Genomic DNA, 15,316 nt, shown 5'->3' with positions numbered 1-15,316 from the left:
CGGACACCCAAGGAGAGACGACGATGTCGAATACCCCCGAGACCCCCGCCGCGCTGAACCGGCGCACCCTGCTGGGCCGCACCGCCGCGGCGGGCCTGCTCGCCACGCCGGTGGTCAGCCTGCTGGGCGCCTGCGCCACCAGCGGCTCCGACGAGACCACCACCAAGGCCGAGGAGGGCACCAAGAGCGCCGCCAACCCGCTGGGCGTCGCCGAGGACGCCCCGCTGGAGGTGGTCATCTTCAACGGCGGCTACGGCGAGAAGTACGCCACCGACGTGCACGAGCCGCTGTACAAGAAGGCGTTCCCCAAGGCGGAGATCAAGCACCAGTCCACCCAGGCGGTCTCCACCGTGCTCCAGCCCCGGTTCGCCTCGGGCAACCCGCCGGAGTTCGTCAACAACTCGGGCGAGAAGCTGATCGACTTCGGCTCGCTGGTGGCCGACGGGCAGCTGATGGACCTCACCGAGCTGTGGGACGCCCCGTCGGTCGACGACCCGAGCAAGAAGGTCCGCGACACGGTCGTGCCCGGCACGGTCGAGGCGGGCTCCTTCAACGGCAAGCCGTACGTCCTGTACTACGTCTCCACCGTCTTCGGCATCTGGTACTCGGGCAAGCTGTTCAAGGACAACGGCTGGGCACCGGCGAAGACCTGGTCGGAGTTCACCGCCCTGCTCGACGGCATCAAGTCCAAGGGCATCACCCCGTACGGCTACGCCGGGGCGAACGCGGCCTACTACCAGTGGAACGTGATCCTGACCCACGCCGCGAAGATCGGCGGCACCGACGTGCTCAAGAACATCGACAACCTGGAGGACGGCGCCTGGCAGCAGGACGCGGTCAAGCAGGCGGCGCAGGCGTGGGAGGAGATCGGCGCCAAGTACGTCGACAAGAGCTTCGAGGGGCTCAAGCACACCGACGTGCAGCTGCGGCAGAACCAGTACAAGCTGGCCCTCTACCCCAGCGGCGACTGGCTGGAGGGCGAGCAGAAGAAGGACACCCCGGCCGGCTTCGACTACCAGCTCATGCCGGTGCCGAGCCTGTCCGGTTCGGACAAGCTGCCGGCGACCGCGGTGCGGGCGACCGCCGGTGAGGGCTACTTCGTCTCGGCCAAGAGCAAGAACCCGCGCGGTGGTCTGGAGTACATGCGCCAGATGCTCTCCGTCGCCGGGGCGAAGGGCTTCACCGAGGTGGTCAAGGCCCCGACCGTGGTCACCGCCGGCAGCACCGGCTTCGCCTTCCCGCCCGGCGTGGCCAGCTCCCAGGCCGCCCTCGCCGCCGCCGGCAAGGACGTGTTCAACCTGTACTTCGACGGTTGGTACAAGGAGCTGGACACCGAGGCGCGCACCGCCACCAACGAGCTGATGTTCGGCCGGATCAAGGCCGACGCCTTCGTGGAGCGGATCCAGAAGCGGGCCGACGCCATCAAGAAGGACAGCTCCGTCGCCAAGTTCACGCGCTGACCGATCGGAGAAGCGGGATCATGCGGCACGGCAAGTATCCGTTCGTGATCGGGTTCCTGTTCGCCCCGGTCACGCTGTACGTGGTCTTCGTCATCGCACCGTACGCGCAGGCGTTCCAGATCTCGATGACCAACTGGCGGGGGCTGTCCGCCCCGCAGTGGGTGGGCTTCGACAACTACCGGCGGCTGCTCGACGACGGGCGCTTCTGGCAGGCGGTCCAGCACCACGGCGTACTGCTGCTTGCCCTGCCGCTGATCACGATCGCCATCGCGTTGTTCTTCGCCTTCCTGCTCAACGTGGGTGGGCGCAGCGTGGGCGGCCAGCGGCAGGGGGTCCGGGGGTCGAAGTTCTACCGGGTGGTGTTCTTCTTCCCCCAGGTCCTGGCGGTGGCCATCATCGCGGTGCTGTTCCAGATGGTGTACCGGCCCAACGAGTCCGGCCTGATCAACGGCGTGCTGATGAAGCTCGGGCTGGACCCGGTGCTGTTCCTGGTCCGGCCGAACCTGGCCCTGTGGTCGATCATCGCGGTGCTGGTCTGGCAGGCCGTCGGCTTCTACGTGGTGCTCTTCTCGGCCGGGATGGCCTCCATTCCGGGGGAGATCTACGAGGCGGCCGAGATGGACGGGGCGAGCAAGGTGATGCTGTTCTTCCGGGTCACCCTGCCGCTGCTCTGGGACACCCTCCAGGTCGCCTGGGTCTACCTCGGCATCGCCGCGTTCGACGCGTTCGCCATCGTCGCGGTGCTCTCGGTGGACAGCGGCGGCCCGGACGGCGCGACGACGGTGCTGGCGGTGGAGATCTACCGCAACGCCTTCGTCTACTCGAAGTACGGCTACGCCTCGGCGATGGGTGTGGCGCTGTTCTTCCTCACCCTCACGTTCGCGGCGCTGACGCTGCGGTTGACCAAGCGGGAAAGCGTGGAGTACTGAGATGGCCGCACAGACGACGCTGCCGCCGGCCGCGGCGGACACCCCGCCCGGCCGGCCCGCCGCCCGCACCCGTAGGGGCCGGGGCGAACACCACGAGGTACGACTGTTCAGCGGGCTCGGTCAGCTGGCGCTCGCCGTCTGGGCGGTGATCGTCATCGTGCCGATCCTCTGGACGTTCCTGGCCGCGTTCAAGAACACCGGCGAGATCTTCAGCAGCCCGTGGACGCTGCCGGCGGAGCTGCGCTGGGAGAACTTCGGCCGGGCCTGGACCAAGGCGCACGTCGGCCGCTACTTCCTCAACAGCGTCTTCGTGGTGTCGTGCAGCACCTTCGGCACCATGCTGTTCGGTTCGATGGCCGCGTACGTGCTGGCCCGGTACAAGTTCCGGGGCAACCGGGCGATCTACTACCTGTTCGTCTCCGGGTTGGCCTTCCCGGTCTTCCTGGCGCTGGTGCCGCTGTTCTTCGTGGTCCGCAACCTGGGGCTGCTGGACACCCACACCGGGGTGATCCTGGTCTACATCGCCTACTCGCTGCCGTTCACCATCTTCTTCCTGGCCGCGTTCTTCCGGACGCTGCCGAACTCGGTGGCCGAGGCCGGCATGATCGACGGCTGTTCGCACACCCGGCTGTTCTTCCAGGTGATGCTGCCGATGGCGAAGCCGGGCCTGATCAGCGTGGCGATCTTCAACATCATCGGGCAGTGGGCGCAGTACCAGTTGCCCCTGGTGCTGCTCTCCAACGCCAAGGACAAGTGGGTGCTCACCCAGGGCATCGCCGACATCTCGGTCAACGCCGGCTACGAGGCCGACTGGTCCGGCCTGTTCGCCGCGCTGACCATCGCCATCCTCCCGATGATCATCGTGTACGCGATCTTCCAGCGGCAGATCCAGTCCGGCCTGACCTCCGGCGCGGTCAAGTGACCGGTCGGGATGGCGGGGCCGCCTCACCCCGCCATCCCGACCGCTGACCCGGAGCGGGTGACCCGGGCCGGGGTGTCACAGGGGCGGTGCAGAATCGGGCCGTGGCGGTGCTGGCGGTGGCGGCGGGGGAGCGGGGCGGTGGCGCCCTCCAGCCGTTGGACGCCGCCGGTCACCCGGCCGGTCCCGTCGAGCCGGTCGACGACCTGCCCGCCGCCGTGGCCGCCCGCGAGGCGGCCGAGCATCCCCGCTGGGTGTGGGCTTCGGGTGCGACGCTCTACCCGACCCTGCTGCGCGCCGGGGTGCGGGTCGAGCGCTGCCACGACATCGAGCTGACCGAGGGGCTGCTGCTGGGCCACGCCGGCCGGTGGGGTGAGCCCCGCTCGCTGGCCGCCGCGTACGCCCGGCTCACCGGGGCCGCCGTCCCACCCGACCCGCCGCCCCGGCCGGCCGCGCCGCCGGGGCACGGGCAGGCCGCGCTCTTCGAGGCCGTCACCGGCCCGCCGGCCCCCGGCATCGACGCCCTGACCCGGGTGTACGCCGACCAGCTCGCCCGGGTCGCCGCCACCGCCCTTCCCGGCCGGTTCCGGCTGCTGGTGGCCGCCGAGTCGGCAGGCGCGCTGATCGCGGTGGAGATGGCTGCCGTCGGGCTGCCCTGGCGTGCCGACGTGCACGACGAGATCCTCGCCGAGCTGCTGGGTGAGGCGTCCCCGGTGGGTGGGCCGCCGCGGCGGCTGGCCGAGCTGGCCGCCCGGGTCGCCGAGGCGTTCGGCGTCCGGCAGGTGCACGTCGACTCCTCGGCGGAGCTGCTACGCGCCTTCGCCCGGGTCGGTGTGCAGCTGCCCAACACCCGGGCCTGGGTGTTGCGCGGCGTCGACCATCCGGCCGTCCCGTTGGTGCTCGAATACAAGGAGCTGTACCGGATCTGGACGGCGCACGGCTGGGCCTGGCGGGACGCGTGGGTCCGCGACGGCCGGTTCCGCCCGGAGTACGTCCCCGCCGGGGTGGTCTCCGGCCGGTGGGCCACCCGGGGCGGCGGCGCGTTGCAGATCCCCAAGGTGATCAGGCGGGCGGTGGTGGCCGATCCGGGCTGGCGACTGGTGGTGGCCGACGCCGGTCAGTTGGAGCCCCGGGTGCTCGCCGCGGTCTCCGGTGATGCCCGGCTGGCCTCCGCCGGAGCGGCCGGGGACCTCTACGCGGCGCTGGCCCAGGACTCCTTCGGCGGGGACCGGGCCCGCGCCAAGCTCGCCCTGCTCGGCGCGATGTACGGGCAGACCGGCGGTGGGGCGCTGCCGGCGCTGGCCGTGCTCAAACGCAGCTATCCGACCGCCTTCGGTTACCTGGAGGCGGCGGCGCGTACCGGGGAGTCCGGTGGCCTGGTCCGGTCCTGGCTGGGCCGGACCTGCCCGCCGGGCACGGTCGGCTCCGGTGACGCCGACGACGCCCCGGTGGACCCGGACGCCGGGGCGGACCCGCGCTCGCCCCGGGCGCGGGCAGCCCGCTCCCGGGGTCGGTTCACCCGTAACTTCGTCATCCAGGCCACCGCCGCCGAGTGGGCCTCGACGCTGCTCGCCTCGCTGCGGGCAGAGCTGGCCAGGGTCGGTGGGGAGCTGGTCTTCTTCCAGCACGACGAGGTGATCGTGCACTGTCCGGCCGAGCTGGCCGACCCGGTGGCCGAGGCGGTCCGTCGCGCCGGGCAGCGCGCCTCGGCCCTGCTGTTCGGCCCCACCCCCGTACGCTTCCCCCTCGACCTCTCCACCGTCACCACCTACGCCCAAGCCTGACTGTGCGGCCCCAGCCCCCTCAGCCGGCCCCGTTGCGATGTCAGCCCCCGGTGATCAAGAGATTCGCGTCAGATTCGCTGCCCGCGCTGACGCAAACCTCGTGATCGCCGAGTTCGGCGGGGCGGGCTGGGCTGGGCTGGGCAGTGATCAAGAGGAAAAGGTCAGCCAGCGGGGTGGGGGTGACGTAAAGCTCTTGATCACCGAGGCCGGCGGGGTGGCGAGGCGGTGATCAAGAGGAAAAGGTCAGCTGGCGGGGGTGGGATGGCGTAAACCTCTTGATCACCAGGGCGGGGCGGGTGGCGGCGGGGCGGGGGCAGGGGTGGGTTGGGAGCAGGGGTGGGGAGGGGTGGTTCAGGGTATACGCGTGAAATATCCGTTTCGTGCCGACACTGATCCCTCGGGGGCTCGTTGCACCCGGTGTGCGTATCGCAGGAATGATCATCGCGGCGGGTGGGGGGCGTCGGCTCGGCAGCCCCGAGGCGTTGCTGCGCCAGGGGGACCGGCTGCTGGTCAGCTGCATGATCGACACGATGGTGGCGGCCGGCTGTGAGCAGCTGGTGGTCGTGCTGGGGGCGGCGGCCGACGAGGTTCGGGCGGCGGCCGACCTGAGTCCCGCCACGGTGGTGGTCAACCGGGCGTCGGGGGCCGGGGTCGGCTCGTCCATCCGGGCCGGCCTGGCCGCGTTGGCCGACGAACGGGTCGAGGCGGTGGTGGTGGTACCCGTCGACATGCCCGGTCTCACCCCGGAGGCGGTCCGACGGGTGGCCGCGCTGCCGTACCCGGACGTGTTGGCCTGCGCCACCTACGACGGGCTGCGCGGGTACCCGATGCTGTTCGGCCGACGACACTGGGCCGGCATCGCGACCCTGGCCGGTGCCGACATCGGTGCCCGACCGTACCTGCTGGCGCACAAGGACCAGATCGTCGACATCGCCTGCGACTCGGTGGCCGACGGCAACCGGGTGGACACTCCGGAACTGATGGCGCTCTACGGCCTCACCGTGCCACCCCAGCGGGTCGGCGTCTGAGCGCCACCCGGCCGACGGCGTCGGATCAACCGCGCCGCTGGCGGGGTCGGATCGGCCGGGCCGGCCGGTGGCGTCGGGCCGGCGGCGACGTCGGGCCGGCCGGTCAACCAGCGCGCCGCCGGCGGTCAGCCGTCGGGTGGGCGGCAGATGTCGACGGTGTGCCGGGGGCGCAGCCGTCCGTCGAACGCGACGGTGACCGCCGGCCGGTCGACCAACGCGACCCGGACCGTCCGTTCCCCGACGAACTCGGCATCGATCCGCCCCCGGGGGCGCTCGTAGCGGCAGGTGACCAGTTCCCGGTCGGCGTCGTGGCTGAGCAGCCCGGCGCGGGTACGTACCCGTAATTCGGTGTGCGGCAGGTCCTTCCAGTCGCGGGTGTCCAGCCGGACCACCGCGTACCGGCCGTCGGGGGAGACGGCCAGCGTGGAGTCCCGTTCGACGGTCGAGGCGAAACCGGTGCGGTACATGCCCCAGGCGCCGGTGCCCACGCCGAGCAGTACCGCGCAGCCGAGCGTGACCGACCGCAGCACGGTCCTGGCGGGCGGTTGCCTGGCGGCCAGCCAGCCGGCGAGCACCAGTGTCAGCGCGGCCAGCATGGCGAGCCCGAGCAGGGGCAGCGGCCGGTGCAGGAAGCGTGCCGCCGGATAGAGCCGGGCGTATCCGGCGTCCCAGAGCACGCCCGCGAAGAGGGCCGACGACAGCAGCGTCAGCAGGCCGGCGAGGAGCCGTCCGCGACCGGAGCCGGCGAGGGGGCGGTTCCCGGGGCCGGCGGACATGCTACGCATCGTAGGCGTGCGGAGCACTCCCGGACCGTCCCACGTTCGGCTGGTCCCAGGGGTGGAACGCCGGTCGGTCAGACCTCGATGTTGAACCGTTGCAGCACCGAGGGGGCGACCAGGCCGACGGCTGCGAGCACGGAGAGCACCGTCAGCGCGGTCCGCAGCACCACCACCTCGGCCTTGCTGCCGGTACGCAACGCGATGCTGTTGGGTAGCCCGATCATCGTCCACATCCGGCGCTTGATCGGGATCGGCCAGAGGATCGGGACCCCGGCCTTGGTGATCATGTCGCCGAGGATGTGCACGAAACAGCCCACCCCGACGGCCAGCCCGATCATCGGATAGCCGCGGTCACCTGGCAGGTTGGCGAAGGTGAACCAGGCGGCGGCGGCCGAGACGAGGGTGACGATCACCCAGCCGGCCCGCTCGGCCCACTCGTCGAAGAGCCCGCGCAGCGCCAGCCCGATCATGAAGAACAGGATGCTGACCACCGCCCACTTGCCGTACGCGGTGCACAGCGCGGTGGTGCCCCAACCGACCAGCACGGTGAACGGGATGGTGTGGGTCAGGGTGCGGTGACCGTTGTTGCGGCGCGGGTCGCGGCTGAGCTTGGTGGCGTAGTAGACGCCGAGCGAGATCTTCTCCATCACCTCGGCGACGAACAGCGAGAACACCCCGAAGGTGCGGGCCACCGTCGCGCCGCCCTGGTTACGGGTGACCTTGCCGGAGAGGTCGAGGTCGGGAAAGAGCGCCCCACCGGCGCAGACGGCGGTGCCGACGGCCAGGGCCAACGGCGACTGGTGGTAGTCGGCGAACTGCTCCAGCGCCCACGACCCGGTCAGCCACACCGCCGCGCCCGACAGCGCGTGGGACGGTCCCATCATGTCGCCTCGCCCCTCCCCGTTTTCTTGATCGACAACGCTACGCCACTGTGTCAGAACCGCCGCCCACAGGGCAACAACCTGGTCGGTCCACAGGGGAGGGTGTCAGGCGGCGGCAGGGCGGAAACTCTGCCGGATCATCAGGAAGTATGTCGCGTTGACCTGCCAGTCGAACTGCTCTGTCAACCATGAGACGGTGTAGGCCCGCTGCGGGGCGACCCGGACCAGCAGCCGGGCGGTGTGCAGCCGGGCACCTGTCGGGCCGGTCCACTCGCACTCCCACAGCGCGCCGCCCCGATACATGTCCAGCGCGGAGATGTCCACCCGCCGGTAGCCGGTGAGCCGACCGTCGTCGGTGAGCCGGCGTTCCTCGGCCCGCCAGTGGGCGACCGGGTCGGCCGGGGCGACGCCGGGGGCGATGCTGAGCACCCGGGGGCCACCGGGTTCACGCAGGCAGGTCACCGGTCCGTCGGTGTAGCGCAGCCAGCCGGCCGGCGCGGCGATCCGGAAGCCGTCCGGGTCGGCGTACCAGGTCCAACCCGCCACCAGGCCGAACCGTTCACCCGGCGGCGGTGGCGCGGACCGGACCGGGGCGGCGTCCGTCGGCGCGGGCGCGGCGCACGGGAAGGCCGCCGGCCGGGCCGCCGCGGTGCCGACGCCACCGCCAGGCGTCGACGGGCCGGTGCCGTCCCGCAGCGCGACCGTCGTCCCGACCCCGGCGACCAGCGTGCCCACGACGGCCACCGCGACCAGGACGATCCGCCGCCACCGCCACCGCGATCCACCGACCGGCAGCGGCGAAGCCTCCCCGCCGGCCCGCCCACCGGCCGGTACGGCCGCCCGCGGCGCGGCGGGGGTGGCCACCTGCGGTGCGGCCGGCATGGACGCCTGCGGTGCGGCCGGCATGGCCACCTGCGGTGCGGCCGGCATGGACGCCTGCGGCGCGGCCGGCGTCGCCGCGAGCGCGGCGCTCAGCCGGGTCTGCGTCTCGGCGGCGGTGAGCCGCCGTTCCGGTTCGCGCCGCAACAGTCCCTCCAGCACCGGGCGCAGCGCCCCGGCCCGCCGCGCCGGGTCGGGCGGCTCGATGGCCAGCGCGCTCAGCGTCGCCATCGCGCTGCCCCGGGCGTACGGCGAATGCCCCTCCACCGCCGCGTAGAGGGTGGCCCCCAGCGACCACAGGTCGGTACGCGGGTTGGAAACCCCGTCGCGGGCGCGTTCGGGGGCGACGAACTGCGGTGAGCCGAGCACCATCCCCGGGCCGGTCATCGCCCCGTCACCGCCGTCGAAGGTGGCCAGTCCGAAGTCGGTGAGGACCACCCGCCCGTCGTCGGCGACCAGGACGTTGTGTGGTTTGACGTCGCGGTGCAGCACCCCTGCGGCGTGTGCGGCGCGCAGGGCGGCCAGCACCGCCAACCCGATCCGGGCGACCCGGTGCGGGTCCAGCGGCCCCTCCTCGGTGAGTATCTGTTGCAGCGAACGGGAGGGGACGTACTCCATCACGATCCAGGGGTTGTCCCCGTCGTGCACCACGTCGTAGATCCGTACCACGTTGGGGTGGTTCAGCCGGGCCGCGGTGCGGGCCTCGCGCAACGTGCGCAGCCGTAGCTCCTCGCGTTCGTGCGCGGCGAGCCAGTGCGGCGGGACGACCTCCTTGACCGCGACGTCCCGGTGCAGCATCTCGTCGCGGGCCAACCAGACCCGGCCCATCCCGCCGGCGCCGACCAGAGCGAGCAGCCGGTACCGCCCGGCCACCCGCTGCTCGTGCACGACGTGTCCCCCTCGCTGCCCCCGCCACCAGGATATCCACGGTTACCTGGGTGTTCCGCAGCGGCGGACGCGGCCCGGGGCGGGCCGGCCCTGGGCCGAGGGGCGGGGCGGGTCAGGTGGGCGAGGTCAGCTCCGTCGACCGGCCCCGGAAGCTCTCCCGGACCACCGCCAACTCGTCGGCCGCGTCGTCCCAGTCCTCGTCCGCCGACGACCAGCTCAGCATGTATCCGGACAGGTCCCGACCGGGGATCAGCCGGATTCCGTGCTCCCGGCCGCCGAACGGGGTGTCCCAGCGGCACTCCCACTGGGCGCCGTCGCCGTCGAACGCCGCCAGCTTGATCTTGTCGTACCCGGGCAGGGCACCGAAGCCGAGCTGGGCGCGTTCCTCGGCCTGGAGCCGGTCCAGCGCCCCGCCGCCGCCACCGGTCAGCGGTTCCACGCTCAGCGTCCGTCGGCTGCCCGGGTCCCGGAAGCAGGTCACCTGCCCGTCCTGGGTACGCAGCCAGCCGATCGGCACGGCGAGCCGGTAGCCGGTGCCGTCGTACCAGGTCCAGCCGGACGGGGGACGGAAACCGTCGTCCACGGTCGCCGGTCGGCCGGTGACCTTCGTGCCGACCGGGTCGGGACGCAGGCACGGCAGCGGAGGCGGGGCGAGGTCCTGGGCGCCGGGTGGCGGACCCGGCCGGCCCGGACCACCGGCCGGCGGGGCGTACGGGCGGGTCGAGGGGGTGCTGCTGCTGGCCGGCCCGTCGGTGTGCCGTGGTGCGGCCCGGTGCTCCTCGTCGTTGATCGCGACGGTGGTGCCGATGCCGGCCGTCGCCCCCACCGCGAGGGTCACCCCGGCCAGGATCCAGCCCCGGGCGCTGCGGGGCAGCCGGGCGAGCATCCCGGCCGGTCCGCCCGTGCCGGTCGCCCGCCGTGACCCCGCGCCCGTGCCGGCCCGGCCCGGCCCGCGTCCGCCAGGCGTGCCTGCGCCCGGCCCGGGGCCGGGCACCTGCGGTCCGGCCGTTCCCGGCCCGGAACCGGTCGGGTCGCCGGCCGCCGCGCCGTCGCGTCCGTCGGTGTCGCCCGGCCCCGGCGGGTAGCCGGCCGGGTCACCCGACCCGACGACGGTCCGGCCGGGGCCTCCCGACGTCACCTCGGCCGGCTCCCGGCCGGCCCCGCCGGGCGGGGACGCCCCCGCCGCCGGTGGGTGGCCGGTCGGGTCGAGGCCGGCGGCACCGCCAGCCGCGGGGGAGACGGGCCGTTCGGGCGCGTCGGCGGTGATCCGGCGACCGGGTGGTCCCCAGTCCCGCTCGGCGTCGAGGTCCGCGCGGGTACGCGGTGCCAGCGGCTCGTCGGTGACCGGTGGCGGCGTCGGCCGGGCCACCCCCATCGGACGGGGGACCTGGAGCACCACAGTGGGCGGCTCGGGCCGGGGCGCCACCCGGGCCACCTCCTCCAGGCGGCGGGCGGCCTCGTCGTGGCGGATGCGCTGCCGGGGGTCGCGTACCAGCAGCCCGTCCAGCACGGGGCGCAGCGCCCCGGCGTGCGGGGCCGGGTCCGGTGGGGAGGTGGCCAGGGCGGCCAGGGTGGCCATCGCGGTGCTGCGGGCGTACGGGGAGCGGCCCTCGACGGCGGCGTGCAGGGTGGCGCCGAGCGACCACAGGTCGGCCTCCACGCTGGACACCCCGTCGGCGGCACGCTCGGGGGCGACGAACTGCGGGGAACCGAGCACCATGCCGGGACGGGTCATCAGCCCGTCACCGCCGTCGAAGGTGGCCAGCCCGAAGTCGGTGAGCATCACCCGACCGTCGTCGGCGACCAGGACGTTCTGCGGCTTCACGTCCCGGTGCAGCACCCCGGCGGAGTGCGCGGCGCGCAACGCGGACAACAGCGCCAGCCCGATCTCGGCGGCGCGGGCCGGGTCGACCGGGCCGGTGGTGTCCAGCACCGTCTGCAACGACCGGGACAGGACATACTCCATCACGATCCACGGTCGTTCCTCGACCTGCACCACGTCGTAGACCCGGACCACGTTGGGGTGGTTGAGCCGGGCCGCCGTGCGGGCCTCGCGCAGGGTCCGCAGCCGCACCTCGTCGCGTTCGTCGTCGGCCAGCCAGGCGGGGGGCACCACCTCCTTGACCGCCACCTCGCGGTGCAACACCTCGTCGCGGGCCAGCCAGACCCGGCCCATGCCACCCCGGCCCACCAAGTTCAACAGGCGGTACCGGCCGGCGATCACTACCTGCTGCACCGTTCTCCTCACCATCGGCCGAGGTACACCGTAGCCAATGGATCGGGACGGACCTATCGGTTGTCTGGTCTCGATCCGGTCAGCAGGCCGCGCCGTCCCATTGCAGCAGGTTGCCCTCGGGGATGGTGATCCGCTGCCGGCCGCCGGCCAGCAGACCCGCCGCCCGCCGGGCCTGGAAACCGCCGTGCTCGCGGCGGGCGGTGGCGTAGCTGCCCGCGGTACGCGCGGCGATGGCCGCCCAGCCGTACCGCTCGCCGACCATGGTGCGGGCCCGCCGCGCCACCCGACGGGCGAAGACCTCGTCGCCGACGAGCCGGTCGACCGCGCCGGCCAGCGCACCCGGGTCGCTGTGCGGGAAGGTGACCCCGGTGACCCCGGACTCGACGATCTCGGCCAGCCCGCCGGTGCTCGCCACCGCCAGCGGGGCACCGGCCGCCGCCGCCTCCAGGGCGATCATGCCGAACGGCTCGTAGAGGCTCGGTACGACCGTCGCGTCGGTGGCGGCGAGCATCGCCGGGAGTTGCCCGGCGTCGAGGAAGCCGGTGAACCGGACGCTGTCGTCGACGTGCAGCCGGCGTACCTGGTCGACCAGTTCGTCCTTGTACGGGCCGTCTCCGGCGATCACCACCCGCAGCCCCGGGTGCCGGTCGCGCAGGTGGGGCACGGCGTCGACGAGGTGCTGGACGCCCTTCTCGTAGACCAGCCGACCGGCGTAGCCGACCAGCGGGCCGTCCCCGGCGAACCGGGCGCGGGCCGAGGCGACCGCCCGGGGCCGGGCCCGGAAGGCCCGGTCGTCGACCCCGTTGGGCACCACGTCGACCCGCCCGGCCGGTACGTCGAACAGCTGGCTGACCTGGGCGCGCATGTAGCCGGAGCAGGCGATCACCCGGGTCGAGGCGTTGCTGATCCAGTGCTCGACGCCGTGGATGGTGCGGTTGAGCTCCCCGGGCAGCCAGCCCTGGTGCCGGCCGGCCTCGGTGGCGTGGATGGTGGTGACCAGCGGCAGGTCGAGGTGCTCGGCCAGGGTGACGGCGGTGTGCCCGACCAGCCAGTCATGGGCGTGGATCACGTCGTAGCCGGCGGAGTCGGTGGCCCGCAGGGCGGTCCGGGTCAGGGTGTGGTTGAACGCCATCGTCCAGGCCAGCAGCGACCCGGTGGCCAAGGGGAAGGTCACCGGATCCTCGGGGGCGCGCAGGACGCGTACGCCGTCGGCGTACTCCTCCAGGGGCGCCCCCTCGGCGTGCCGGGTGACCACGGTGACCTCGTGCCCGGCGGCGGCCAGGGCGGTGGCCAGCGCGTGCACGTGCCGGCCGAGGCCGCCGACCAGCACCGGCGGGTACTCCCAGGACAGCATGAGCACCCGCTGGTGCCGGGCGGGGTGGATGTCGATCACGTCGGCGTCTGGTGACATGCGGCCCCCTTCGGGTGGTGTCCTGGGCGCGCGCCGGTAGGACACCATGAGGGTGTCCTGCGCTGGCCCGGGTTCGGGGCCAATCCTGCCGACGGCCGGATAACCAGCGGAGACGCCACCGTTGCCGGTGTGTAACGGGTGCCTATCGGGCCCGTCGGACGCGGAGCAGTTCGGCCACCGACCACGCCTGGAACGGGCATCCGGTGGCGGCGTGCGGGGCGGTGGCGTCCGCCGTCTCGCTCACCGAGCCCAGGCCGAACTCCCCCAGATGTCCGACCAGACCGACCAGCAGGTCGTCGGTGGGCAGCCCGGCCTTGCGGTACGCCTCGACGAACGGCCCGACCAGCCACGGCCAGACCGTGCCCTGGTGGTAGGCGCCGTCCCGCTCGGCCGGCCCGCCCCGGTGCCGGGGTGCGAACTCCGGCGCGTCGGGGGCGAGGCTGCGCGGCCCCAACGGGGTGAACAGCCCGGCCGCCACCCGACGCAGCGCCACCGGGTCGGGCTCCAACGGCGCGTACGGCAGCGACCAGGCGAGCAGCTGGTTGGGGCGCAGCAGGTCGTCGTCGTGGTGCGCCGCCCCACCCAGCGGGTACGCCGGTGCGGGCGCGTCCACCACGTCGTGCAGCCAGCCCGCCGGGGTGGGGAACCGCTTGCCGAACGCCTCCCGGGCCCGGTCGTGCAGCCGCCACAGCTCGTCCGGGTCCTGCCCGGCCAGCTCGGTCAGCTCCGCCAACCCGGCCAACCCGTTGATCCACAACGCGTTCACCTCGACCGGCTTGCCGACCCGGGGGGTCACCGGCACCCCGTACACCCGGGCGTCCATCCAGGTCAGCGCTGTGCCCGGGGTGCCGCCCTGGGTGATCAGCCCGTCGTCCGGGTCGACGGCGATGCCGTACCGGGTGCCGGCCAGGTGCGCCCGCACCACCCCGTGCAGCGCCGGCAGCAGTTCGTCCCCCAGGTCGGTGTCGCCGGTGACGGTGACGTGCCGGCCCACCGCGTGCAGGAACCACAGCGTCGCGTCGACCGTGTTGTACTCCACCCGACCGGTGTCGGCGGTGTTCGCCAGCATCCCCTCCGACAGCGTCGCCGCGTACGACCGCAGCAGCTCCCGCCCCTCGTCGGCCCGCCCGGTGCACAGGAACAACCCCTCGTAGGAGGTCATCGTGTCCCGCGACCAGGCGCCGAACCACGGGTAACCGGCGACCACGTCCGGCCCGGCGGCGGTGCGTACCACGAAGGCGTCGGCGGCCAGCGCCAGGGTGGCGTCCACCGCGTCGGCCGGTTTCGCCGCCGCCGCGACCGCCCGGTTCCGCTGCCGGGCCGCCGCCACCACCTGCGTCGCCGGGGGCGGCTCCTCGGCCAGGTCACCGGCCCAGGCCAGCACCGACACGGTGTCCCCGGGCCGGTCCAGCGCGCCGGAGAACCGCCCGGCGCACCACAGGTCCTCGTCGGGGTGCAGCCCCCGGGCGGCCTCCTCACGGTGGTGCACGCCCAGCCACCACTGCCCCTCGGGCGTCCAGTCCGGGCCGGCGAGGCGGTAAGCGCCCTCGACCACCGCGCCGCCGTCGGCCGGCTCCACCCGGGGCGTCGGGCCGTCGGCCCGCCGCTCGCCGTGCGCGTCGCGCCAGGTGCAGGCGGCCGAGAGGTCCAGCCGGACCGGGCCGCCGGCCACCAGCCGGTGCACCACCGCCACGGCGGAGCGGCCGTACGTCATGGCCAGCTCCCGTTCGATCACCACGTCGCCGATCCGCCACCGCCACCGGGGCAGCCCGTCGACCAGGTCGAAACGTTCCAGGTACTCGAAGCCGCGCGGGTCGACCACCCCGGAGTTCCACTCGTGCGCGCCGAGCCGGACCCGGGCCCCGGACGGCAGGACCACCGCCGGGTCCAGGCTGACCAGTCCCACCCGGCGGGCGGCCGGAGTTTCCCCGGCGACCACCAGCAGACCGTGGTAGCGGCGGGTCCGCAGCCCGCTCACCGTGCCCATGGCGTATCCGCCGAGACCGTCGGTGACCAGCCATTCCCGGGTCGCCCCGTCGGCCAGTTCACCGCAGACCCCCGGCCCGAAACCGAACTCGATCAACTTCTTTCCTCCTGTGGCGGCGAGGTGTAACACGCCACG

At 73.4% G+C, this 15,316-nt stretch carries 11 protein-coding genes; 5 read left to right on the top strand and 6 right to left on the bottom strand.

Features of this window, described 5'->3' with window-relative positions:
- The first annotated feature begins 23 nt into the window (after nucleotides 1-23).
- The 5 genes from ngcE (at nucleotide 24) to JQN84_RS15365 (ending at nucleotide 6,120) form a co-directional block, all read left to right on the top strand.
- Nucleotides 24-1,460: an N-acetylglucosamine/diacetylchitobiose ABC transporter substrate-binding protein gene (gene ngcE, locus JQN84_RS15385; RefSeq protein WP_204959074.1), complete on the top strand. Its 1,437-nt coding sequence runs from the start codon at nucleotides 24-26 to the stop codon at nucleotides 1,458-1,460.
- A 20-nt stretch (nucleotides 1,461-1,480) separates the two neighbouring features.
- Complete coding sequence (locus JQN84_RS15380) at nucleotides 1,481-2,389, top strand: carbohydrate ABC transporter permease (RefSeq protein WP_204959073.1); 909 nt, start codon at nucleotides 1,481-1,483, stop codon at nucleotides 2,387-2,389.
- A 1-nt stretch (nucleotide 2,390) separates the two neighbouring features.
- Nucleotides 2,391-3,311, top strand: coding sequence for a carbohydrate ABC transporter permease (locus JQN84_RS15375; RefSeq protein WP_204959072.1), 921 nt, complete (start codon nucleotides 2,391-2,393; stop codon nucleotides 3,309-3,311).
- An 86-nt stretch (nucleotides 3,312-3,397) separates the two neighbouring features.
- Complete coding sequence (locus tag JQN84_RS15370; RefSeq protein ID WP_204959071.1) at nucleotides 3,398-5,092, top strand: bifunctional 3'-5' exonuclease/DNA polymerase; 1,695 nt, start codon at nucleotides 3,398-3,400, stop codon at nucleotides 5,090-5,092.
- Nucleotides 5,093-5,526: 434 nt separating this feature from the next.
- Nucleotides 5,527-6,120 (top strand): nucleotidyltransferase family protein, encoded by a 594-nt coding sequence (locus JQN84_RS15365; protein ID WP_204959610.1) that lies wholly within the window; start codon nucleotides 5,527-5,529, stop codon nucleotides 6,118-6,120.
- 125 nt (nucleotides 6,121-6,245) lie between these two features.
- On the opposite strand, the gene JQN84_RS15360 is transcribed toward JQN84_RS15365, so the two are convergent.
- From JQN84_RS15360 to JQN84_RS15335, 6 genes are all read right to left on the bottom strand, one after another.
- Nucleotides 6,246-6,896 (bottom strand): hypothetical protein, encoded by a 651-nt coding sequence (locus JQN84_RS15360; protein ID WP_204959070.1) that lies wholly within the window; start codon nucleotides 6,894-6,896, stop codon nucleotides 6,246-6,248.
- Between the two features lie 77 nt (nucleotides 6,897-6,973).
- Nucleotides 6,974-7,783, bottom strand: coding sequence for a metal-dependent hydrolase (locus JQN84_RS15355; protein ID WP_204959069.1), 810 nt, complete (start codon nucleotides 7,781-7,783; stop codon nucleotides 6,974-6,976).
- Nucleotides 7,784-7,885: 102 nt separating this feature from the next.
- Nucleotides 7,886-9,487, bottom strand: coding sequence for a serine/threonine-protein kinase (locus JQN84_RS15350; RefSeq protein WP_204959609.1), 1,602 nt, complete (start codon nucleotides 9,485-9,487; stop codon nucleotides 7,886-7,888).
- 172 nt (nucleotides 9,488-9,659) lie between these two features.
- Nucleotides 9,660-11,783 carry a serine/threonine-protein kinase gene (locus tag JQN84_RS15345; RefSeq protein WP_204959068.1) on the bottom strand — a complete coding sequence of 708 codons (2,124 nt, stop codon included), beginning with the start codon at nucleotides 11,781-11,783 and terminating at the stop codon, nucleotides 9,660-9,662.
- Between the two features lie 79 nt (nucleotides 11,784-11,862).
- A complete protein-coding gene (locus tag JQN84_RS15340; protein ID WP_204959067.1) occupies nucleotides 11,863-13,194 on the bottom strand; it encodes a glycosyltransferase family 4 protein in 1,332 nt (443 codons plus the stop codon).
- Nucleotides 13,195-13,336: 142 nt separating this feature from the next.
- Nucleotides 13,337-15,277: an amylo-alpha-1,6-glucosidase gene (locus tag JQN84_RS15335; RefSeq protein ID WP_204959066.1), complete on the bottom strand. Its 1,941-nt coding sequence runs from the start codon at nucleotides 15,275-15,277 to the stop codon at nucleotides 13,337-13,339.
- Nucleotides 15,278-15,316 lie beyond the last annotated feature (39 nt).

It is taken from the genome of Micromonospora humidisoli, from assembly GCF_016900955.1.
GTDB lineage: Bacteria > Actinomycetota > Actinomycetes > Mycobacteriales > Micromonosporaceae > Micromonospora > Micromonospora wenchangensis.
This window is presented reverse-complemented; position numbering and strand designations above follow the sequence as displayed.